Source organism: Butyrivibrio proteoclasticus (genome assembly GCF_900115735.1).
Taxonomy (GTDB): domain Bacteria; phylum Bacillota; class Clostridia; order Lachnospirales; family Lachnospiraceae; genus Butyrivibrio; species Butyrivibrio proteoclasticus_B.
This window is the reverse complement of sequence record NZ_FOXO01000008.1, coordinates 1-21,688: the sequence shown is the minus strand read 5'-3', so window position 1 is coordinate 21,688 and position 21,688 is coordinate 1. Positions and strand designations below refer to the sequence as shown.

The window sequence follows — 21,688 nt, the reverse complement described above, 5'->3', positions numbered from 1 at the left end:
GTATGTGTACTTGTGGATTTATGGTTTACTACATATATAAAGACTACTATTTTTGCAAGAACAGCAGACGAACTGAAAGTGTAGGCATAGTGATGTGAACGATTTATTTTGAAATGATGATAAATGGATATAAATAAACCCGCAAAAGACTTGTGTTCTGAATAAGTATGAAACAAGGCTTTTGTGGGTGTTTTATGTCCAATTTATCACATTGAAAAATATCAGAGTGAACAGAGCTATGCCTACACTTTCAGCTTGGCTGCGTCCGTTTACAAAAAAGTATATTTTCCGCATCGAGCGCTGCCAAAACGTCTCACATCTGTGTTGTTACAAAGATGTCGTAGATGGCACTGATGGCTTTTTCAAAGTCACGGTTTTCTACGCCGATGATGATGTTAAGCTCGGATGAGCCCTGGTCGATCATGCGGACGTTTACGCTGGCATGTGCAAGCGCTGAAAAGATTCGTCCGGCTGTGCCTCGTGTTGATTTCATGCCGCGACCTACTACTGCAATAAGTGCAAGATCTGATTCAATCTCAAGCATGTCAGGCCTTGCAAGTCTGTGAATCTCTGATACTACTGCCTGCTCTTTTTCAATGAACTCATCCTGCTGAACAAATACTGTCATAGTATCAATTCCTGATGGAACATGCTCAATTGAAATATTCTGATCTTCAAATGCCTGAAGTACTTTTCTCACAAAGCCAACCTCAGAGTTCATCTGATCCTTTAGGATATTTACGCAGCAAAAGCCTTTTTTACCGGCAATACCTGTAATAACATATTTGGACTTTTTAGCTGTTGACTCTACAATCCATGTTCCTGGATCCTCAGGCTTATTGGTATTTCTTATATTGATCGGGATTCCTTCTTTTCTGACAGGGAAGATCGCATCTTCGTGAAGAACTGAAGCACCCATGTAAGCAAGCTCTCGAAGCTCTGTATAAGTTATTGTCTCGATGTGTGGCGGCTTCTCAATGATCCTTGGATCAGCAACCAAAAATCCTGATACGTCTGTCCAGTTCTCATAGACATCTGCCTTTATGGCCCTTGCTACGATAGAACCTGTAATATCTGATCCTCCTCTTGAGAAGGTCTTGATGCTTCCATCAGGATAAGCTCCATAAAAACCAGGGATAACAGCCTTTGGAGACTTCTCAAGCTTTTTGGCCATCTGCTTGTTGGTCTTTTCTCCGTCGAACTCTCCGTTCTTATCAAAAGCTACTACTGTTGCCGCATCTATAAATTCATATCCAAGGTATGCAGCCATGATAATACCGTTCAAGTACTCGCCGCGGCTTGCAGCGTAGTCCTTTCCGGCTGCTTCCTTAAAGTTCTTTTCTATGGTCTTAAACTCATTTGAAAGGTTGAGCTTGAGTCCAAGTCCTTTTATGATCTCATCATATCTTGCTTTGATGTCTGATAGCTGTTTTGAAAAGTCTTTTCCTGCCTCTGCAAGAGCATATGTCTTGTAAAGCATATCCGTAACTTTAGTGTCCTTGGAATTTCTTTTTCCAGGTGCTGAAGGAACTACATAAACTCTGTCAGGATCTGACTTTATGATGTTTCCTACTTTTTCAAACTGTTCGCTGCTGGCAAGTGAACTTCCGCCAAATTTAACTACTTTTTTCATAATATTCTCCTAAAAAATAATAGCTATTTTTAATACATTCTTATATAACCTTTAACACTATCAAGCTTCCAAAGCTTCTCTTCAAAATCCTTTTCAGAAATAAGATCTGTAATAAATGCAAATTCACCTGAAATGCTGTTTCTTTTCACAACGTCGATATCTGATCCAAAGAGCTCTGTTGCCTGATCCTTAAATGATTCAGGAACTCTTACAAAGAATCTTCTGACAGCGTTGTCCTTTGAAGTGAGCTTAGCCTTTTCAGAATTCATATTAACTTCGATATGTTTGCCCTTATGCTTGACCATATCGATAACATCGGCAACTACAGCGCTTGCTGTGGCATTTTTTCCTGCTCCTTTTCCATAGAACATTACATCACCCAGCATGTTTCCATGAACATTTATGGCATTAAATACACCATTTACATTGGCAAGTGGATGCTCGTAAGGAATAAGGAATGGCGCAACAATAGTAAAGAAACCATTCTCATTTCTTTTACACATAGCAAGGAGCTTGATGGCCATATTAAGTGCACGCGCATATTCAAAATCTTCGATAGAGATGTGTGTGATGCCCTCAGTGTAGATATCTTCATAATCCACATGTTTGCCACTCATAAGGCTTGAAAGAATAGCGATCTTACGGCATGCATCATATCCTTCTACATCAGCTTCAGGATTTCTTTCTGCATATCCCTTTTCCTGCGCCTTTTTAAGGACTGTTGCAAAGCCAACTCCCTCTTTATCCATCTTGGTAAGAATATAGTTTGTAGTGCCGTTTAAGATACCTGTAATTGAGTCAATCTTCTCATGCTTAAGGGAATCATTTATTGAACGAAGAACCGGTATTCCACCACCTACACTTGCTTCAAAGAGATAGCTTACTCCATTTTTCTTTGCAAGTTCCACAAGTTCCGGTCCGTGAGCTGCAACAAGTTCCTTATTGGAGGTACATACACATTTGCCTTTTGAAAGAGCCTGCTTCTCAAAAGTAAATGCAGGTTCTATACCACCCATGGTCTCGCAGATAACGTCTACTTCAGGGTCATCCAAAATAATATTGATATCGTGAACTACCTGTGACTCATGCTTATCTCCAGGGAAATCGCGCAAATCAAGAATATACTTAAGTTCTATCTTTTCACCGGCGCTTTTTGCAACTTCATTCGCATTAGTATCCAATACTTCAACTACGCCGCTACCAACTGTGCCATATCCTAATACTGCTACTTTTGCCATGTCTTCCTCCAAAATTTATGTATTTATAATTCTCTGTTTCGAGAATACATGTATTATGTAAAAGTTGCGCTTCGTCCGGTAATATGGACCTTGTGGACGCCGTCAGCCTTTTCCATCTTATTTATCATGTCCATTATGTCTCTTGTAGTGGGTAGCACCTGAATAGTTATAGAAATTGATGCCACTCCGTTAAGGGGAATTGATTGATGAATTGTAAGTATATTGGCTCCAAACTCTGCAATGAGTCCAAGCACATAAGATAACAGCCCCACCTCATCATTCATTTGGAATGTGAGTGTCAGGGTAGTTCCCTGCAGGCTATCGTGGAATTCATAGATATCTTCTTTATATTTATAAAAAGAACTTCTGCTGATCCCGACTCTGTCAGCAGCTTCATTTACAGTTTTGACTTTTCCGGATTCCAGAAGCTTTTTTGCATCTACGACCTTTAAAAGCACTTCTGGAACAGCTTGCTTTTTAATTACATAAAAACCGGTATCCTGCTCCATTTTCCTTCTCACTTACACTTTTTAATATTTGTATTTCTGCCACGGACATTTGTATGTACTGGAAAGAATTTTAGCACATTAAAGTTTTAAAGACAAGTACAAAAATTAAAAATTTCAAACCCAATTAAAAATATGACAAAATGCACATAGAAGCTCGCTTAACCAATGTGTATTTCGTCATATTTCATTCTACAATATCCGACTGACTGGTAAAAAAAATCTTACTTTAAAGCATCGAGCTTTTCTTTATTTATCTTGCCTTCAGCTATAGTACCATTAACCCAAAGCTTTAGTGCCTCAACTGTAGCATCGATATGTTCAAGCTGTTTCTGGATATTTGCAAAGTCTTCAAGCTCATCATCAGATATCTGTCCATCGGCTGTGATCTCTATAAGCCTGTCTTTCTGACGTTCAAGAGAGTTGAGAGATGAAAGCATTCCAAGTACAATCTCTGAAAGTGATGATATTTTTACTTCAGGCACAGATGTCTTTCCAATAGCACATTCATGAGTGCAGTAGTAATTGCAAAGATCAGGTCTTTTATAGGCTTTAGCCATAAGGACAACGTCCTCAGGATATATGTTGGTCTTGCCTGTTTCCATCTTCTCAAGGCTGCTCTCTGAAATACCCTCCATCAGCTCGCTGGCCTGAGCTCTTGACAATCCAAGACTATCCCTGCATTCAAAATAAATATTTTTATTTTCCTTAATAGATCTTTTTCCCATATAAACCTCCAACTAACACACTGCTAAAAAAACATTTCTACTAATTCTACAATACATCTTAGCCCATGTCACCACTTACAGAAGCAATCCCACTTATTTCGTATTTTTTTTCACATATTAATGCAGAAAGCCATGACACGGGGAATGTCATGGCTTCCTAAACGCTTATAAAAGGAAAGAGTAAAATATGAAGATAAACTTATAAAATAAGCCACCTCATCAAATTAAAACAACGAATCGTTGTGTAAAGCAAAATCAACCCTTTACCGCTCCTGCTGAAACTCCGCCTACAATATACTTAGAAAGGATAAGGTATATTACGATAACAGGGAAAATAGATGCTGCGATCATAATATAGATCTGACCCATATCAAATCTAAGCCAGTCAGCTCCACGAAGCTGAGCGATCATAACAGGCAAAGTCTTCTTTGTATCTGTATGTAAGATAAGAGCCGGTGTGAAGTAGTTATTCCAGCTACCTACAAAGCTGAATATCATCTGAACGCTGATAGCAGGCTTTATAAGTGGAATAATAATTGTGTTAAATGTTCTGAACTCACCTGAGCCGTCAATTCTTGCTGCCTCAACCAGTGACAATGGAAGGTTACTTTCCATGTACTGCTTAAGATAGAAATATGTAACAGGTGAAGCAATTGCCGGTAAGATAAGTGGAATAATTGAGTCATCAAGTCTCATTCTATTGATGAGCTGTAAGAAACCAAGTGCTGTAACCTGTCCTGGGATCATCATGATTGCCAGGATGAATGCAGCAATCGCATCTCTTCCTTTAAATCTGTATGTATTGATCGCATATGCTGTCATTGCTGAGAAGTATACGCAAAGAATACTGGTGCAAACTGAAACCGTGATACTGTTTGCAAAACCTCTTGCAATAGGAATAGTTCCTGTTATAAGGCTATTCCAGTTATCCAAAAGATGTGTGCTTGGAAGAATTGTAAATCCAAGTGTCATCTCTGAATGTGATCTTGTTGAATTGATAAGCAATATATAAAACCATATGAGACATAAGAATGAGAAGAAAACAAGTACGATATAAGCAATTGTTCTTCTTGCTCCTATAGGAAGTCCATGGGTTTTAGCCGCTGCCTGATTTTCCATAATCCCTTTTTCCTCCTTAGTCTTTATCCTTTGAGCTGTTCATTCTAAATACAACCAAGCTCAAAATACCAGTTACAACGAATAAGAATACTGACAAAGCACCACCACGGCCAACGTCCTTACTTGTAAGGTATCTGTTGAGCAACATGATAACTGTTGTCAAGGAATCAGTAGGGTTACCTCTACCATTTGTCAGGATCTGAGGAACATCGAACATCTGCAAACCACCGATAAGAGACGTTATAAGTACATATGTAAAGATAGGACGAAGTATAGGCATTGTGATTTTAAAGAAGACCTGTGAAGCTGTAGCTCCATCCACCTGTGCTGCCTCATAAAGTGATGAATCGATACCAAGCATTCCAGCCATCAGAAGTATTGTTGTATTACCGAACCACATAAGGAAGTTCATAAGCATTACAAGTACTCTTGATGCAATAACATACTGGAAGAACTTAAATGGCTCTTTTATAAAGCCAAGGCTCAAAAGAATCTGGTTTACCGGGCCAGAATCTGAAAACAAAGCAAAGAACAACATAGAGAATGCTGATGCCATGATCAGGTTAGGCATGTAAATTACTGTCTTGAAGAATCTCTGTCCCTTAAGACGAAGAGATGGATCAGAGAACCAGTAAGCCAGCAAAAGAGCTATAGTGATCTGTGGAATAAAACCACCAACCCACATAATCAGTGTATTTACCAAATATTTCCAAATTTCCGGTGAGCTTAAAAGGTTAATATAGTTGGTAATTCCAACAAAATTTGGTCCTATCTGCTTAAGACCGGAACGATAATTTTCAAAGAAACTGTTATAAATTGTTGAAAAAAGTGGAATCAAACTAAAAACAATATATGTTACAAAGAATGGTATAAGAAAGATGTATCCCCATCTATTAAACTTAACCACGTTAGAATTGGACTTCTTTTTGTCCATACTACCGTACCTCCGCGATATTTTACTCTTTAAACCCAAAGCGTTTTAAAGAATTGCCTGCCGGCGAACCGGCAGGCAGTTTATTAGGCAATAATCTTAAGAATGATTATCTTGTAAGTTCAGGATATCTCTGAAGTGCTAATGTGTAGAACTGCTCAAGAGCTTCATCATATGTAGCAAAGTTGCCGTTGATGTAGTCGCCCATAGCTGTCTGGAAGTCACCAAGAAGACCCTGATCATAAGCTGTAAGGTTAGCCATATCAATGTTATCAGCACCAGCGCAGAACATCTTAAGAGGGTTCTGTCCGCCAAGAACTGCATTTGAGTATGACTCATCAGCTGCAAGACCTTCCATAACAGGTCTGTTGTTTACGAAATCATTGTCCTTAAGAACGATGTCCTTCATAACTTCTGGATCACATGTCATCTTTCTCATGATATCTGCTACAAGGTTAGCATTATCTGTTCCAGCTGCTGCGCAGATCCATGTACCGCCCCAATAGAAGCCCTGAGGTCCTTCTGTAGCAGCCCAGCCGCCATCATGTGCAACAGAACCTTCTACATCAGCTGCCATACAGAAATCGATAAGCCAAGCTGGTCCAAAGTAAGCAAATACTTTTCCTTCAGGATAGAATCCCTTGTTCCAGTCTTCGCCCCACTGTCCCCAAGTGTTGCAGTAACCAGCGTCAGCAAGTTTCTTAGAATCTTCAACCCACTTCTTAAGGTTGTCATCAACCTGGATCTTTGTTCCATCTACCCAAGGAAGCTTAGCGTTGTTCTGATATACACGGAATGTATCAGCTGTTGAAGAAATTACATCGTAGCCAGCCTTATCAAGTTCGCCTGCTGACTCAAAGAACTTATCCCAATCTGAGAACTTAGCCTGGATATCTGCAGGTTCGTCTGTTCCGAATACTTCTTTTGCAATTGCTCTGTTGTAGATCATAACGCCAGGGCAGCCCTGCCATGATGTTCCCTTAAGAACTCCGTTAGAATCTGTAACAACTGCCTGTGTGTATGCATACTGATCTTTGAGATCTTCATCTGTGATTCCAAGATCCTTTACAGGAAGTGTGTAATCTGTATCTGTGTACTTAACAGCGTAGTCAGCTTCTACAAGGAAAAGGTCAACCTTATCATCTGCTGCTGCACTATCCTGTGCAAGAAGAAGCTCATCAAGTCTGTTCTGGTAAGCGTTCTCTTCGTTAGGAGTAATGAGCCAGTTAACTGTTACATCACCGATCTTACCTGTTGTTCCATCAACTACCTCATATCCTGGATAGTGATCTGTAAGACGAGACTTAAACTCTTCGTTCCATGCTGAAATGTTAAGAACTTTTCCCTCATCTGCTGGTAATTCAGCAGCTGCTTCTGTTGTTGTCTCAGCTGCAGGTGTCTCTGCTGCCGGAGCTTCTGTTGTTGTCTCAGCTGCAGGTGTCTCTGCTGCCGGAGTCTCTGTTGTAGTAGCTGTGCTACCGCATGCTGAAAGCATACCTGCTACCATAGTTGTTGAAAGTAACAATCCAAGTACTTTCTTCTTCATAACTAATGTACCTCCCTTTTATATGAGTGTTTAATAATTTTTATCTAAAACGGCTTGGCCGCTTTAAACCTTATCCTTCTGTCTCTATACGTCCCACTGACTCGCCCTTCTCAAGGGTTCCTTCTATAACTATCTGTTCGATAAGAGTTCCTTTCGGATTATTTATCAGATCTATGAGCTTGGCCGCTGCCATTGTCCCAATCTTATCTGTATCCTGAACTATTGTGGTCATGCGTGGGCTTATGCGTCTTGCTATCTCAATTCCATCGTAACCGGCAATAGAAATGTCTTCCGGTATACGCAGATTTTTCTCTCTTACTGCATTAAATCCACCAAAGGCTGCAAAATCATCAGGATAAAGTATACATGTCGGTGGATCAGGAAGATCAAGGAGCTTCTTGGTAGCTTCATAAGCCTTCTCGGTATTTCTGTAAGGACTTCCAATAATATATTCATCCGGAACATTTACCCCAAGTTCCTGTAATGTATTATAGAAACTCGCCAATCTGCTCTGTGTAACAGCTGTATTTTCGTAGCCGTGTACATAAGCTATCTTCCGATGTCCCATTTCATATATATATGTAACCAGATCCTTAATACCTTTTATGTTGTCAGACATGATCGATATTCTATTGAAGAAAGAGTGGTCGATAGTGACAACCGGGATTTTGCTCTTAATAAGCTCATCAACTTGCGGATCTGAAAAATCAACACAGGCAATTACCACACCGTCAAATCCTCTGTATATCGCGTGGGATAAATAGCTCATATTGTTGCGGGTCTTATCACCATTTATAAAGGTGATATCAAAGCCTTCCTGCTCTGCCTTCTTTTTAAAACTGTCAAGAACATGTGAAAAGTAATCATGAGTAAGACCACTGTTAGCTTCATCAACAAATAATACTCCGATATTATTGGTTTTATTTGTCTTGAGAGCCTGAGCCGCAGCATTGGGATGATAGCCAAGCTGTTCAGCAATTTCTCTGACACGTTCTTTTGTTTCTTTACTTATATCACTATGATCATTAAGGGCCTTGGAAACAGTCGCAACCGACACTCCACAAGCCTTAGATATGTCTTTGAGTGAAACCATTCTCTTTGTCATTAGTACCTTTTCACATACACTTAATCGTTTTCGTAATTTCAATATACATCATTTTGACTTTCAAATCAAGTATCATTATTATTTTTTTGTGCACATTATATAATTTTGTTTGTTTTTTACAAAAACGTTATCGCTTTTTCATACACTTTTCTAGAGTTGTACATAGTTTGTTCATTTTTGATTTAAACGTTTTCGCTATAATACAGGTTCTGCGCCTATTCCACGGAAACGATTTGTTTATTTTAATTACCCTTAGGTTTTGTGCGGCATTCAGGTGAATCTTTTTTCGATTTTTTCTATTGCATTCCATCAACTTGCCATATATAATGTCACTAGGAAATTATCTTAAACGTTTAAGTATTAGGAGGTCGATATGAAATACGGTTACTTTGACGACGCAGCTCGTGAATACGTCATCACTACCCCAAAGACTCCCCTTCCCTGGATCAACTACCTCGGGAATAAAGAGTTCTTTTCACTAATATCCAACACTTGTGGCGGTTATACATTCTATAAGGATGCCAAGCTTTTAAGACTCACAAGATATCGCTATAACAACGTGCCTTATGACAACAATGGTAAATACTTCTATATTAAAGATGTAACAGATGCCGCTAACACTGTTGTATGGAATCCGGGTTGGCAGCCTGTCAAGACAAAACTTGACAGCTACGAATGTCGTCACGGCCTTGGATATAGCAAGTTCACATCATCCAAAAATGATGTTGAAGCAAAACTTTTAACATTCGTTCCTATGAATGACAACTGTGAAATCTCAAAGCTCACAATTACAAATAACAAGAACACAGCAGCTAAGTTGTCACTTTTTTCTTATGTAGAGTGGTGCCTTTGGAATGCTGATGATGATATGAAGAACTTCCAGAGAAACTTAAGCACCGGTGAAGTTGAAGTTGTTGACGGCGGATCTGTTATCTTCCACAAGACAGAGTACAGAGAGCGTCGTAACCACTATGCTATCTACGGTGTAAATACTAAAGTTGATGGATTCGACACTAGCAGAGATGCTTTCCTTGGTGCATACAACGGCCCTGACAGCCCTGATGTAGTTGCAGAAGGAAAGGCAACAAATTCAGTTGCAAGCGGATGGTCTCCTATTGCATCTCAGCAGATCAACCTTGAGCTTGCTCCCGGCGAGTCCAAGACTTTCATCTTTACACTCGGTTATATCGAGAATCCTGAAGATGATAAATGGGAAGCTCCTTCTGTTGTTAATAAAAAACCTGCATTCAAGATGCTTGACAGCTACAAGACAGAGGAAGCTGTTGATAAGGCTCTTAAAGAGTTATGCGATTACTGGGATAACCTCCTTGGAATCTACCACATCTCTTCCAAAAATGAGAAAGTTGACAGAATGGTCAACATTTGGAACCAGTATCAGTGCATGGTAACATTCAACATGTCACGTTCTGCTTCTTATTATGAGTCAGGAATCGGCCGTGGAATGGGCTTTAGAGATTCATGTCAGGATCTTCTGGGCTTTGTTCACCTTATTCCGGACAGAGCAAGACAGCGTATAATTGATATCGCTTCTACTCAGTTCCAGGATGGTAGCGCATATCATCAGTATCAGCCACTTACCAAGAAGGGTAACTCCGATATCGGATCCGGCTTCAATGATGATCCGCTTTGGCTCATTGCAGGAACAAGCGCATATGTAAGAGAGACAGGTGATCTTTCTATATTAAAAGAGATCGTACCTTTTGATAACGATATGAGTGTTGCAAAGACACTTATGGAACACTTAAAGTGCTCACTTAACTTCACTATCACTCACAAGGGACCTCACGGACTTCCTCTTATCGGAAGAGCTGACTGGAACGACTGTCTGAACCTCAACTGCTTCTCAGAGCACCCAGGTGAATCGTTCCAGACATTCGGACCTTCTGAAGGACCTGTTGCAGAATCTGTATTCATTGCCGGAATGTTCGTTAAGTACGGCGAAGAGTACGCTCAGCTCGCTGAACTCTTAGGCGATGATGCTGAAGCAAAGCGCGCAAGAGACGAAGTTAAAAAAGTTTATGACGCTGTACTCGATGCAGGTTGGGACGGCGAATGGTTTGTAAGAGCATATGATGCCTACAGCAACAAAGTTGGTTCAAAAGAATGTGAAGAAGGTCAGATCTACATCGAGCCTCAGGGCTTCTGCGTTCTCGCAGGAATCGGTGTTAAGGAAGGCCTTGCAGCTAAGGCTCTTAAGAGCGTTGAAGAAAGACTTGATACCAAGTATGGCGTAATGATCCTTCAGCCTGCTTACACAAAATATCACCTTGAACTTGGTGAAGTAAGCTCATATCCACCGGGATACAAGGAAAATGCCGGTATCTTCTGCCACAACAATCCTTGGGTTTCTATTGCTGAGACAGTTCTTGGCCACGGAAACAGAGCTTTTGAGATCTACAAAAAGACATGTCCTGCTTATATTGAAGACATCAGCGATGTTCACTGCACTGAGCCTTATGTATACTCTCAGATGGTTGCAGGAAGAGATGCCAAATTCTTCGGTCAGGGCAAAAACAGTTGGCTTACAGGTACTGCCGCATGGACATTTGTTAACATTTCACAGTACATTCTTGGTGTATATCCTACTCACAATGGTCTTTCTATAAACCCTTGTGTTCCTGAGGACTTTGGTGACTTTACAATCACAAGAAAGTACAGAGATGCAATTTATACAATTGATGTTAAGACAAATGGTTCACAGAGCGGAGTCAAGAAACTAACTGTAAACGGCAAAGAGATCGAAGGAACTGTAATTCCTTATGAAGCCGGAATAAAAGAGTACAAAGTTGAAGTTATCATGTAATCTTATTTTATAAAAGATATCGACCACGAAACTTATTTTTCATAAAAGAATTATGACATCTTGAACTAAATTCCAGAAATCCGCATATACTGCGGATTTCGTGAGAATATGAGTGTAGAGTCAACCAAGCCTCATCGACGAAGTCGATTTAAATTGGCTTGGTTGATGCATTCTTGAATTGTTGATTCAAGAATGCATACTTTTTTATACCTCTTTTAAGAAATGCCTAAAAGCCGCATATTTTCTGCATTCAAGCAGATTTATGCGGCTTTTTGCATATCGACTTTATCTACTCCACAACTACTGTAAGAGTCGATGGAAAACATGAGAATATAATAATTGTTTGATTTTCTTTTTACATTTTAAGTTAATTTTAGGTTTAAGTTTCATAATGCACACATAAACTAAAAAGCAAATCTATTAGGAGATGACTTAAGATGAAAAAGAATTATGTCAAAAAACTGATATCTACTGCAGCTATAACAGTAATGTGCGCATCACTTGCTGCCTGCGGTCAGGAAAGTACAGCTTCAACTCAGGATGCCCAGGCTGAAAGCAGTGTTGAAGCACCTGCAGAAGCTGGTGAAAAAGACATGGCTCAAGGCGAAGCGCCTGCAGATAATAAAGAAGGTGAAAAGCCTGAAGGCGAGGCACCTGATGGAGAAAAGCCTCAGGGTGAAGCTCCCGATGGAGCACCCGGCGGTGGTCCCGTAGGAGAAGGTGGTGGCGGCTTTGGCGGCGGTAGCAGCAGCGCTGATATAGATTATTCAGGCGCAGTTGAGATCACATCTGCCGATACTCAGGACTCAAAGACATATTCAACAAGTACAGTTGATCAGAGCGCTCTTTTGGTTGCAACTTCAGATGATGTAACAATTACAAATCCAACAGTCGAAAAGACTGGTGATTCTGACGGTGGTGACAACTGTAACTTCTACGGATTAAACGCAGCAGTTCTGGTAAAAGACGGATCTACAACTACCATAACAGGTGGAACTATCACTTCTGATGCAGACGGAGCAAACGGAGTATTCTCCTACGGTGGTAACGGTGGACAAAACGGTGCTTCCGGAGATGGCACAACAGTGATTATTTCTGACACCTCAATCACAACAACAGGTGATGGTTCAGGCGGTATCATGACAACAGGTGGCGGTGTTACAAAAGCATCTAATCTTACAGTCGAAACATCAGGTCAGTCTTCTGCTGCCATCAGAACGGACAGAGGTGGCGGTACTGTTACTGTAGATGGCGGTTCATATACTACAAATGGTCTGGGATCACCTGCCATCTACTCAACAGCAGACATTACTGTTTCAAATGCAACACTTACCTCAAATCTTTCAGAAGGTGTATGCATAGAAGGTATCAACTCTATCACTTTAAATGACTGCGATATGACTGCAAATAATACTGACACTAATGGTAACGCTACATTCTACGACACCATCATGATCTACCAGTCAATGTCAGGTGATGCAGACAGCGGAACATCTACATTTACAATGAACGGCGGCTCACTTACAAGTAAAAATGGTCACGTATTCCACGTTACAAACACAAACGCGGTCATCAACCTCTCAAGTGTAAGCATCAGCAATGCCGATTCTGATAACATCCTTCTCTCAGTATGTGCAGACGGATGGACAGGCGATAACAATATAGCTACTCTCAATGCAGATGATCAGATTTTGTCAGGAACCATTCTTGTTGGGGATGATTCAGAATTTACTTTAAACCTTACAAATGGATCTACATTTGAAGGTAATATAGATGGAAACATAACTAATGCTGATGGCGAAACAGTTTCTTCGAAAATTGGAACAGTTTCAGTAAGCATCGATTCAAGCAGTACTTGGACACTCACTGCTGATACCTACATAACCTCATTTGATGGAGATGCTTCAAGCATCATCAGCAACGGTTATACACTCTATGTAAACGGTACAGCTTTAACAGGCACAAAATAACAGTCAAACTTTCCTATATAGCATGGATTTCCCTCCAAAGAGCCTTGCTGTATAGGATTTTTTTACATTAGAAGGAAATTTCTGCGCAAATTTGCCATATCACAGGCATTTATGATAAAATTATTAGTTAGTCGGAGGTGAATATGAGCGCAGAAAAAAAGCCCAGAAAGCACAGGCATAAAAGACATTATACTTTCATGATTATTTCAGGAGACTCTGACGGAAGCACAAAGCGTCTCCATCTTAATCATTTTAAGACACAATTGCTTGCCTACTGTTCTTTTGCAATAGTTCTTGCACTGGTCTGCTACATTATCTACTCGGCAATGACCATAAATACTCTCAGGTCCATACAGGCTGAGCAAAAAAAACAGATTGAAGATCTCAAAGTAGAAAACAGTACTTTGGAAGCATCGAATGAGACTCTTGTAACTGAGGAACAACAGCTTAGAGCAGCTCTTAATCTGAGACTGGAAAATGAGCAGCAGTCAGCTGAAGAAGCTGAGACTCTCGCTGTCCCAACAGGTTTTCCACTTACAGCAGGAGCTTCAGCACCTATTGCAGCTGTTGACGATACGAACTCCACTACTGTTACCAAGATTACAGATGAAAATAAAGATACCGCTACCGGCAATCCTATTGTTTTATTTGAAGCAACAGCCGGAAGCAATGTAATTGCAACAGGTACAGGCACAGTTTTATCAGTAACTACTGATGCCAAATTTGGCAATATGGTCACCATTGACCATGGCAATGGATATATCACTTTCTATAGAAACGCAGGAGATCCACTTGTTTCTGAAGGCGATGCCATAGACAGAGGCGACATTATCTTTGTGGTAAGCGACAATACCACCCTTGGATATCAGATTCAGCAGGATGATAAATTTATCGATCCTGAAGAACTAATAGAGATTAATGGTTAAATCGGAGGATAATCATGTTCGGAAACAAAAAAGACTCAGCCGAAGACAACGCATTACTGGAACAGGTTGGAACAATCATTGGCCCCGGCGCAGTAATTGAAGGCCCACTGACAACTAAAGATTCAACCAGAATTGATGGGACAATTAAAGGAAATGTAACTATCTCAGGTGCACTTATCATCGGACAGGAAGGCAAGATAACAGGTACAATTTCAGCGCTTAACGTATATGTTGCCGGTGAGGTTACAGGTAATATCACTGCTCCACAGGGTAAGATTGAGATAAGTGATACTGGAAAAGTTTATGGCGACATTTCCTGCAAGGGAATCATCATTGATGAGAATGCCGTTTTCCAGGGCAAATGTGAAATGACCGGTCAGGACAAGTCTTCTGCTTCTATAGCGAAAGAAAGAGCTGTTGCTGACAAGGAATCAAAAGAAGAAACGGCTGAAGAAAATAAGACAGAAGCCAACTGAAAAATAGAATAAAAAAACGCTTGCCTATGGATATCATCCAAGGCAAGCGAATTTTTTTGTTTTATTTCATTCTCTCGAAAACTAACTCGTAGCCATCATCACCATAGTTAAGCGAGCGGTTAACTCTGCTTATGGTTGCGGTAGACGCACCGGTCTTTTCCGCGATTTCCAAATAAGTCTTATGTTCTCTCAGCATAGAAGCAACTTCAAATCTCTGTGAAAGAGAAAGAAGCTCATTAACAGTACACAGATCTTCAAAGAAGCTGTAACACTCCTCTTTATTCTGAAGGCAAAGAATTGCATCAAACAGGTGATCTACTGCATCTGTTCTAATTTTTTTGTTCATATGCCATGTCCTCCAATTCCATATTTTTTCTGTCGCCACAACTTATCAATATTTCGTTTAAAATACTTTCGTGCTTAAACATTTTATCACTCTAAATTTGTAAAGTAAAGAGGTATTTTTTATATCGGAAAAGCACTAAAAATTGTAATGATTATACGCAAAATACAAAATATGCGCTTTACTTTTGTATTTTACTGTGCTATTGTAAATATGTTGTCATAGACTAGACAACAGAACGAATATTTTTTTATTTTTAGTGGAGGTATTACAATGAACAAAGGTACTGTTAAGTGGTTCAACAACCAGAAGGGTTACGGCTTCATCTCAGACGAGGCTGGAAATGATGTATTCGTACACTATTCAGGACTCAACATGGAAGGTTTCAAGTCTCTCGAAGAGGGCGCTTCTGTAGAGTATGATGTAATCCAGGGCGAAAAGGGACCTCAGGCCGTAAACGTAAACAAGCTTTAATTCTGAATTAGAGCAATTAATCAGACTACAAAGTGCCTTATTCTAATATATATATATTGAATTTGCAAGATTGTAACAATGATTAATAGAAAAAGCCATCTGACATTTGTCAGATGGCCTTTTTTAGCTTTATTTTAATCGCATGCAGCTATAACATCGTTCATTACAAGATGTCCACCAAATATATCAAGGGCTGAACCTATAGTGACATCCAATTTTCCTTTTCCAAGCTTTTTCAGTTTTTCAATATCTGATATTTTTCCCACACCGCCGGCATATGTAATTGGTATTTTCCCCCAATCAGCCAATACCTTTACCACTTTCTCTTCTATTCCATTTTGTTTGCCCTCAACATCTGCGGCATGCACCAGAAACTCATCACAATAATTTGAGAGTTCTTCCAAAGTCTCATTGCAGAGTCTGACGTCAGACATCTTCTGCCATCTGTCTGTAACAATATAGTAAGATGCCCCCTGCACATGAACATCTTTATCATTTTTGGCTTTACAGGAAAGATCCAAAACTATCCTTTCTTTACCGACGGCCTTTAGTAGCTTTTTTAGATTTGTATAGCTGATCTTGCCATTCTTAAATACATAAGAAGTAACTATAACATGAGATGCTCCTGCTTCAATGAATTCCTGCGCATTGTCAGCAGTTATTCCACCACCTACCTGCAAAAGCCCAGGATTAGCCATGAGAGCTCCAATTGCCTGTTGTTTTGTCATCTCATAGTATGGACTGTCCACAGCATTAAGCAAAATGACATGCCCTCCAGAAAGCCCCAACTCTCTGTACATATTAGAATAAAAAGCAGCATCCTTTGAAGAAACATAGTTTTCTCTGGCCATGTCTCCGTCATCTACAAGACTACTTCCAACTATCTGTTTAACTTTTCCGTTATGAATATCAATGCATGGTCTAAGCTTCATGGTCATTCCTTTCAGAAAAAAGTTACTCGCGACTTTTTTACGTCCGTCTCGTTTATTCTATATTTTTTTGTTTTTCCTCAGAAAAACAAAAAAATATAAAAATGGCTGAAGCTCTGCACATGTATCCCTCAAGATTGTGTAGTATAACTTCAGCCATATCATCAGGCAAGTACGTCACTCATATCGTACATTCCGGCAGGTTTTCCTGCAAGGAACTTGGCAGCCTCAATAGCTCCTTTTCCAAATATTGCTCTTGAATAAGCTCTGTGAGAAAGCGTTACAACTTCGTCGTGTCCCGCAAAGATAACATCGTGATCCCCAACGATCGTACCTCCACGTACCGCTGAGATTCCTATTTCTTTTTCAGGTCTCTTTTCTCTTCTTGTGCTTCTGTCATATACGTACTCGTATTCATTGCCAAGAGAATCGTTGATGCTGTCCGCAAGGGCAATTGCTGTTCCGCTTGGTGCATCAAGTTTTTGATTGTGGTGTTTTTCAACTATCTCTATATCAAATCCGGCCGCAGCCAAAAGTGGAGAAACCTCTTTTAACACCTTCATAAGGGCGTTAACACCTACAGACATATTAGCAGACTTTAAAACTGCAACATTCCTGGATGTCTCTTTTACCTTAAGGAGCTGTTCTTCAGAAAGGCCTGTTGAGCAGAGAACCACCGGAGTAGAAGTTTTTTCACAGTAGGCAAGAAGCCCTTCTGCTGCAGAAGCATTTGAGAAATCAACAATGACATCTGCTGCCACATTGCATTCCTCAAGGCTTTTAAAAACAGGAAAATCATAGGAGCTTTCTCCATATGCATCTACTCCTGCAACAACTTCTATATCCTTGTCTTCCTTAACAAGGTCGATTATTACATGTCCCATACGGCCATTGCAGCCGTGCATTATCATTTTTGTCATCTTTAATCCTCCGAAATCGTGCGTTTAAAAACATTTATGCACCGATCAATTGTGGAAAACTTCCTTTTATAAGCTTGAACTTGTGGAAAAATTCATCAGATAAGTCCGAACTTCTTCATCTCTGCGCGGAGCTTCTCCTGATTTTCAGGTTCCATCTCTGTAAGTGGAAGACGAAGAGGGCCTGCTGCAAAGCCTACCATTTTAAGGGCACTCTTAACAGGGATAGGATTAACCTCAGAAAAAAGAGCTTTCACAAGAGGAAACGCTTTGAACTGAAGCTCTCTCGCTGCCGCAAATTCTCCATCAAGACATTTCTGGCAAATTTCATGTGTCTGTCGCGGAGCGATATTTGAAAGAACCGAAATAACACCAAGGCCGCCAATTGACATGATAGGTACGATCTGATCATCATCACCTGAGTAAAGATCAATGCAGCCTTCTGCTAGTTGCATCATCTTGGTTGTCTGTGAAATATTACCTGTAGCATCCTTGATACCAACTATATTCTTGTATTCACGTGCAAGCTTAACAGCTGTCTCAGGAAGGATATTGCAGCCTGTTCTGCTTGGTACATTGTAGAGAATAATAGGTATATTTACTTCTTTTGCAACAGCTGAGAAATGCGCCATAAGGCCACCCTGTGTAGCTTTATTATAATAAGGAGTAACGAGAAGTAATCCGTCAGCACCATACTCCTCGGCAAGCTTTGAAAGCTTGACCGCTGTCTCTGTGCAATTAGATCCTGTTCCAGCAATTACAGGAATTCTTTTTGCTACCTTATCTATACAAAACTTCACAACATCCATATGTTCTTCTTCACTCATGGTTGCTGCCTCTCCGGTGGTTCCGCATACGATTATGGCATCTGTTCCGTTCTCAATCTGGAACTCAATAAGACGCTCAAACTCCTCGTAATTGACCTCTCCGTTTTCCTTAAATGGTGTTGCGATTGCAACTCCTGCTCCCTTAAAAATAGCCATTTTGCCCTCCTTTTGGCTTTTGGTGCGCTAATACCCTGTTCTCCTCGATCAAACTCAAAGAAAAAGGCTCAGCAGAAAATCTGATGAGCCTATAACAATCCTGGTTAAAGCATTTGCATTGTTGATAGCGCCCCATCTTTCGATGACAGTCATACAGCTGTTTGCTGCATGCCCAAGTATCCAATCTTCAGGTAATTGAACCTTTCGGCGTATTTACCTTTTTTTCTGATTCATCTGTGCCTGTCACATCCACAGAAATACTCATTAAATACGCAACCTCTATCTAAACCGTCTTTAGTTGTTTTAAATACTACAACACGAAAAATAGCGTGTCAAGAGCGCCGCACTTTTTCCAATAAAGTAGCCACTATAAACATTTTATTATTACTTTATTAAGGAAATGAAAATGGGGTTGAACTAGAAAAAACCGCGTGCTATACTACTAAAGTTTTGAGAAATAATTGTTAATTGTATTAATTATAAGAAAGGTTTATTTATGAAGCAGACTAGAAATGATGTAAGAAACGTTGCTATTATCGCTCACGTTGACCATGGTAAAACGACTTTGGTTGACGGACTTTTAAGACAGAGTGGTGTATTCCGTGCCGGTCAGGAAGTTGTAGAACGTGTTATGGACTCCGGAGATATCGAAAAAGAGCGTGGTATTACCATCATGTCTAAAAACACAGCTATCACATATAAAGATATCAAGATCAACATCATTGATACTCCAGGTCACGCAGACTTTGGCGGTGAGGTTGAGCGAGTTCTTAAGATGGTTAACGGCGTTATCCTTGTTGTTGACGCTTTCGAAGGTCCTATGCCACAGACTAAGTTCGTTCTTGGTAAAGCAATGGATCTTGGTCTTCCTGTTATTGTATGTATCAACAAGATTGACCGTCCTGAGGCAAGACCAAACGATGTTATCGATGAGGTACTTGAGCTGCTTATGGATCTTGGCGCAGATGACAATCAGCTTGACTGCCCATTCGTATTTGCATCAGCTAAGGCCGGAACATCATCACTTTCACTTGATGAGCCCGGCACAGATATGAAGCCACTTCTTGACACAATCGTTAATTATATTCCTGCTCCTGTTGGTGATCCTGATGCCAGCACACAGGTACTTATCAGCACAATCGATTACAACGAGTACGTTGGACGTATCGGTGTAGGTAAGGTTGATAACGGTGTTGTTAAGGTTAACCAGGAAGTTGTAGTTGTTAACCACCACGAGCCAGACAGACGTATCAAGACCAAGATCAGCAAGCTCTATGAGTACGATGGCCTTGGAAGAGTTGAAGTTCAGGAAGCAAAAATCGGTTCAATCGTTGCCATTTCAGGTATCGAAGATCTTAAGATTGGTGATACACTTTGCTCAGTTGATAATCAGGTTGCTATTCCATTCCAGAAGATTTCAGAGCCTACTATTTCAATGAACTTCATTGTTAATGACTCTCCACTTGCCGGACAGGAAGGTAAATATGTAACGAGCCGTCACCTTCGTGACAGACTTTATAAAGAACTTAACACTGATGTTTCTCTTCGTGTTGAAGATACAGATACTACAGAGACATTCAAGGTTTCAGGACGTGGTGAGCTTCACCTTTCAGTCCTTATTGAGACAATGCGTCGTGAAGGCTTTGAGTTTGCTGTAAGTAAGGCAGAGGTTATCTACCACACAGACGAACAGGGCCACAAGCTTGAACCTATGGAGAAGTGTTATATCGATGTTCCTGATGAATTCTCCGGAAGCGTTATTCAGAAGCTCGGCGAAAGAAAAGGTGAGCTTGTAAATATGGGTGCCGGAAACGGTGGATACACTCGTCTTGAGTTCAACATTCCTTCACGTGGACTTATCGGATACAGAGGTGAGTTCATGACTGATACAAAGGGTAACGGTATCATCAACACAATCTTCGACGGATATGCTCCTTACAAGGGAGATATGAACTACCGTAAGACAGGTTCAGTTATCGCTTTTGAGTCAGGTGAAGCTACAGCATATGGTCTTTTCAATGCTCAGGACCGTGGACAGCTCTTTATTAAGCCTGGTGACAAGGTTTACTCAGGAATGGTTATTGGAACAAGTGGTAAGTCTGAGGACGTTGAGGTTAATGTCTGCAAGACAAAGCATCTTACAAACACCAGAACATCAGCTTCTGATGAAGCTCTTCGTCTTGTTCCACCTAGGATCATGTCTCTTGAGCAGTGCATCGAATTCATCGATAACGATGAGCTTTTGGAGGTAACACCTACTAGCCTTCGTATCAGAAAGAGAATCCTTGATCCTACTCTTCGTAAGAGAGCCGGATTCAAGAAATAATGTTTTTGCGAGCAGGACGCAATAAACTGTCAAAATATATATTGTAAATTAGGGAGAGTATTCTGATGGATGCTAATCGCACCCATCGCAATACTCTCCCTTTGTATATGCGTAAGTGACTTCTCTAACATTCTAAAAAATTTAGATTGCAGCTTCGTACGCCACCATTGACTGAACCAGAGGAAAACGCTTTGGTCTGCGAGCCGACGGTGAGGATGATGGGAACAGTAGTTTTCTCACACCGTCGGATTCAGCATTGTAGCGTTTTCCTCAGAACCCGTCAATGGCAAGCACCTGCGGTGTGGCTAGGAATTATTGCCTCAGGCTCTGACTCCGAGAACAGTAGTGGCGGCTACTTTCAATAATGTGTAGGGCTATATTTTCATTTTACTGTGACAATTTATTTACTGAAACTTCGCACATTAAAAAGTGCTCTAGAACCTTGAAAATTCAATAAAAACTGGCAACAAAAAAGGCGATAAGCCTCTAAAATTGGTATAATTTAAGTACCACCAAAAATTAACCATAAGGAGACCAACGCCTTGTCTAAGATTATATCACAGAATGAACTCGATACTAAGCAGATAACAGATTCAATCAAGATTTTCTTCAATAAATTTCATGTTTCTGCGATATTGAAATCATCTAATGTAAAAAAGCTGAAAGGTGAATCTCCTTCAAACATCTTGATGTATGCGTTTTCTCTCGTATTTC

At 40.3% G+C, this 21,688-nt stretch carries 18 protein-coding genes and 1 riboswitch; of the genes, 6 read left to right on the top strand and 12 right to left on the bottom strand.

The window, feature by feature from the left end; translation table 11 throughout:
* Window positions 1-313: 313 nt before the first annotated feature.
* The 8 genes from BM146_RS06520 to BM146_RS06485 all read right to left on the bottom strand — a co-directional run bounded on the left by BM146_RS06520 (window position 314) and on the right by BM146_RS06485 (window position 8,794).
* Complete coding sequence (locus tag BM146_RS06520; protein WP_074886131.1) at window positions 314-1,633, bottom strand: aspartate kinase; 1,320 nt, start codon at window positions 1,631-1,633, stop codon at window positions 314-316.
* A 29-nt stretch (window positions 1,634-1,662) separates the two neighbouring features.
* Complete coding sequence (locus BM146_RS06515; RefSeq protein WP_074886128.1) at window positions 1,663-2,871, bottom strand: homoserine dehydrogenase; 1,209 nt, start codon at window positions 2,869-2,871, stop codon at window positions 1,663-1,665.
* A 53-nt stretch (window positions 2,872-2,924) separates the two neighbouring features.
* On the bottom strand, window positions 2,925-3,380 hold the full coding sequence (locus tag BM146_RS06510; protein ID WP_022773851.1) for an ACT domain-containing protein: 456 nt from the start codon (window positions 3,378-3,380) through the stop codon (window positions 2,925-2,927).
* Between the two features lie 221 nt (window positions 3,381-3,601).
* Entirely contained in the window at window positions 3,602-4,105 is a 504-nt protein-coding gene (locus tag BM146_RS06505) for a helix-turn-helix domain-containing protein (protein WP_074886125.1), read from the bottom strand.
* Between the two features lie 255 nt (window positions 4,106-4,360).
* The gene (locus BM146_RS06500; RefSeq protein WP_074886122.1) at window positions 4,361-5,224 is read right to left on the bottom strand and encodes a carbohydrate ABC transporter permease; all 864 of its coding nucleotides are present in this window, start codon (window positions 5,222-5,224) and stop codon (window positions 4,361-4,363) included.
* 16 nt (window positions 5,225-5,240) lie between these two features.
* Window positions 5,241-6,158, bottom strand: a complete 918-nt coding sequence (locus tag BM146_RS06495; protein WP_074886119.1) for a carbohydrate ABC transporter permease — start codon at window positions 6,156-6,158, stop codon at window positions 5,241-5,243.
* 106 nt (window positions 6,159-6,264) lie between these two features.
* Window positions 6,265-7,701, bottom strand: a complete 1,437-nt coding sequence (locus tag BM146_RS06490) for a type 2 periplasmic-binding domain-containing protein (RefSeq protein WP_074886116.1) — start codon at window positions 7,699-7,701, stop codon at window positions 6,265-6,267.
* A 70-nt stretch (window positions 7,702-7,771) separates the two neighbouring features.
* Window positions 7,772-8,794 (bottom strand): LacI family DNA-binding transcriptional regulator, encoded by a 1,023-nt coding sequence (locus BM146_RS06485; protein WP_074886428.1) that lies wholly within the window; start codon window positions 8,792-8,794, stop codon window positions 7,772-7,774.
* Between the two features lie 385 nt (window positions 8,795-9,179).
* On the opposite strand from BM146_RS06485, the gene BM146_RS06480 reads away from it, so the two are divergent.
* The 4 genes from BM146_RS06480 to BM146_RS06465 all read left to right on the top strand — a co-directional run bounded on the left by BM146_RS06480 (window position 9,180) and on the right by BM146_RS06465 (window position 15,002).
* Complete coding sequence (locus BM146_RS06480; protein WP_074886112.1) at window positions 9,180-11,630, top strand: glycoside hydrolase family 94 protein; 2,451 nt, start codon at window positions 9,180-9,182, stop codon at window positions 11,628-11,630.
* 437 nt (window positions 11,631-12,067) lie between these two features.
* Window positions 12,068-13,600, top strand: coding sequence for an autotransporter outer membrane beta-barrel domain-containing protein (locus BM146_RS06475; protein ID WP_074886110.1), 1,533 nt, complete (start codon window positions 12,068-12,070; stop codon window positions 13,598-13,600).
* A 143-nt stretch (window positions 13,601-13,743) separates the two neighbouring features.
* A complete protein-coding gene (locus BM146_RS06470; protein WP_074886107.1) occupies window positions 13,744-14,526 on the top strand; it encodes a murein hydrolase activator EnvC family protein in 783 nt (260 codons plus the stop codon).
* A 14-nt stretch (window positions 14,527-14,540) separates the two neighbouring features.
* Window positions 14,541-15,002, top strand: a complete 462-nt coding sequence (locus BM146_RS06465) for a bactofilin family protein (RefSeq protein ID WP_074886104.1) — start codon at window positions 14,541-14,543, stop codon at window positions 15,000-15,002.
* Between the two features lie 61 nt (window positions 15,003-15,063).
* On the opposite strand, the gene BM146_RS06460 is transcribed toward BM146_RS06465, so the two are convergent.
* The gene (locus tag BM146_RS06460; RefSeq protein ID WP_022773837.1) at window positions 15,064-15,348 is read right to left on the bottom strand and encodes a YerC/YecD family TrpR-related protein; all 285 of its coding nucleotides are present in this window, start codon (window positions 15,346-15,348) and stop codon (window positions 15,064-15,066) included.
* 270 nt (window positions 15,349-15,618) lie between these two features.
* Here BM146_RS06460 and BM146_RS06455 point away from each other — a divergent pair, with 270 nt between their 5' ends.
* Window positions 15,619-15,819, top strand: coding sequence for a cold-shock protein (locus BM146_RS06455; RefSeq protein ID WP_013281837.1), 201 nt, complete (start codon window positions 15,619-15,621; stop codon window positions 15,817-15,819).
* 134 nt (window positions 15,820-15,953) lie between these two features.
* Here BM146_RS06455 and hisA read toward each other — a convergent pair whose 3' ends face one another.
* The 3 genes from hisA to dapA form a co-directional block, all read right to left on the bottom strand.
* On the bottom strand, window positions 15,954-16,751 hold the full coding sequence (gene hisA, locus BM146_RS06450; RefSeq protein WP_074886102.1) for a phosphoribosylformimino-5-aminoimidazole carboxamide ribotide isomerase: 798 nt from the start codon (window positions 16,749-16,751) through the stop codon (window positions 15,954-15,956).
* Between the two features lie 161 nt (window positions 16,752-16,912).
* Window positions 16,913-17,668, bottom strand: a complete 756-nt coding sequence (gene dapB / locus BM146_RS06445) for a 4-hydroxy-tetrahydrodipicolinate reductase (RefSeq protein WP_074886100.1) — start codon at window positions 17,666-17,668, stop codon at window positions 16,913-16,915.
* A gap of 95 nt (window positions 17,669-17,763) precedes the next feature.
* Window positions 17,764-18,648, bottom strand: coding sequence for a 4-hydroxy-tetrahydrodipicolinate synthase (dapA, locus tag BM146_RS06440; RefSeq protein WP_074886096.1), 885 nt, complete (start codon window positions 18,646-18,648; stop codon window positions 17,764-17,766).
* Between the two features lie 117 nt (window positions 18,649-18,765).
* Window positions 18,766-18,938, bottom strand: a riboswitch (Lysine riboswitch).
* 206 nt (window positions 18,939-19,144) lie between these two features.
* Between dapA and typA the strand changes: the two genes are divergently transcribed.
* A complete protein-coding gene (typA, locus tag BM146_RS06435; protein WP_074886093.1) occupies window positions 19,145-20,974 on the top strand; it encodes a translational GTPase TypA in 1,830 nt (609 codons plus the stop codon).
* Window positions 20,975-21,688: the final 714 nt, after the last annotated feature.

Bases quoted from the DNA above. Each gene is read 5' to 3' on its own strand.
- BM146_RS06520 (WP_074886131.1), bottom strand. From the start codon at position 1,633: ATGAAAAAAGTAGTTAAATTTGGCGGAAGTTCACTTGCCAGCAGCGAA.
- BM146_RS06515 (WP_074886128.1), bottom strand. From the start codon at position 2,871: ATGGCAAAAGTAGCAGTATTAGGATATGGCACAGTTGGTAGCGGCGTA.
- BM146_RS06510 (WP_022773851.1), bottom strand. From the start codon at position 3,380: ATGGAGCAGGATACCGGTTTTTATGTAATTAAAAAGCAAGCTGTTCCA.
- BM146_RS06505 (WP_074886125.1), bottom strand. From the start codon at position 4,105: ATGGGAAAAAGATCTATTAAGGAAAATAAAAATATTTATTTTGAATGC.
- BM146_RS06500 (WP_074886122.1), bottom strand. From the start codon at position 5,224: ATGGAAAATCAGGCAGCGGCTAAAACCCATGGACTTCCTATAGGAGCA.
- BM146_RS06495 (WP_074886119.1), bottom strand. From the start codon at position 6,158: ATGGACAAAAAGAAGTCCAATTCTAACGTGGTTAAGTTTAATAGATGG.
- BM146_RS06490 (WP_074886116.1), bottom strand. From the start codon at position 7,701: ATGAAGAAGAAAGTACTTGGATTGTTACTTTCAACAACTATGGTAGCA.
- BM146_RS06485 (WP_074886428.1), bottom strand. From the start codon at position 8,794: ATGGTTTCACTCAAAGACATATCTAAGGCTTGTGGAGTGTCGGTTGCG.
- BM146_RS06480 (WP_074886112.1), top strand. From the start codon at position 9,180: ATGAAATACGGTTACTTTGACGACGCAGCTCGTGAATACGTCATCACT.
- BM146_RS06475 (WP_074886110.1), top strand. From the start codon at position 12,068: ATGAAAAAGAATTATGTCAAAAAACTGATATCTACTGCAGCTATAACA.
- BM146_RS06470 (WP_074886107.1), top strand. From the start codon at position 13,744: ATGAGCGCAGAAAAAAAGCCCAGAAAGCACAGGCATAAAAGACATTAT.
- BM146_RS06465 (WP_074886104.1), top strand. From the start codon at position 14,541: ATGTTCGGAAACAAAAAAGACTCAGCCGAAGACAACGCATTACTGGAA.
- BM146_RS06460 (WP_022773837.1), bottom strand. From the start codon at position 15,348: ATGAACAAAAAAATTAGAACAGATGCAGTAGATCACCTGTTTGATGCA.
- BM146_RS06455 (WP_013281837.1), top strand. From the start codon at position 15,619: ATGAACAAAGGTACTGTTAAGTGGTTCAACAACCAGAAGGGTTACGGC.
- hisA (WP_074886102.1), bottom strand. From the start codon at position 16,751: ATGAAGCTTAGACCATGCATTGATATTCATAACGGAAAAGTTAAACAG.
- dapB (WP_074886100.1), bottom strand. From the start codon at position 17,668: ATGACAAAAATGATAATGCACGGCTGCAATGGCCGTATGGGACATGTA.
- dapA (WP_074886096.1), bottom strand. From the start codon at position 18,648: ATGGCTATTTTTAAGGGAGCAGGAGTTGCAATCGCAACACCATTTAAG.
- typA (WP_074886093.1), top strand. From the start codon at position 19,145: ATGAAGCAGACTAGAAATGATGTAAGAAACGTTGCTATTATCGCTCAC.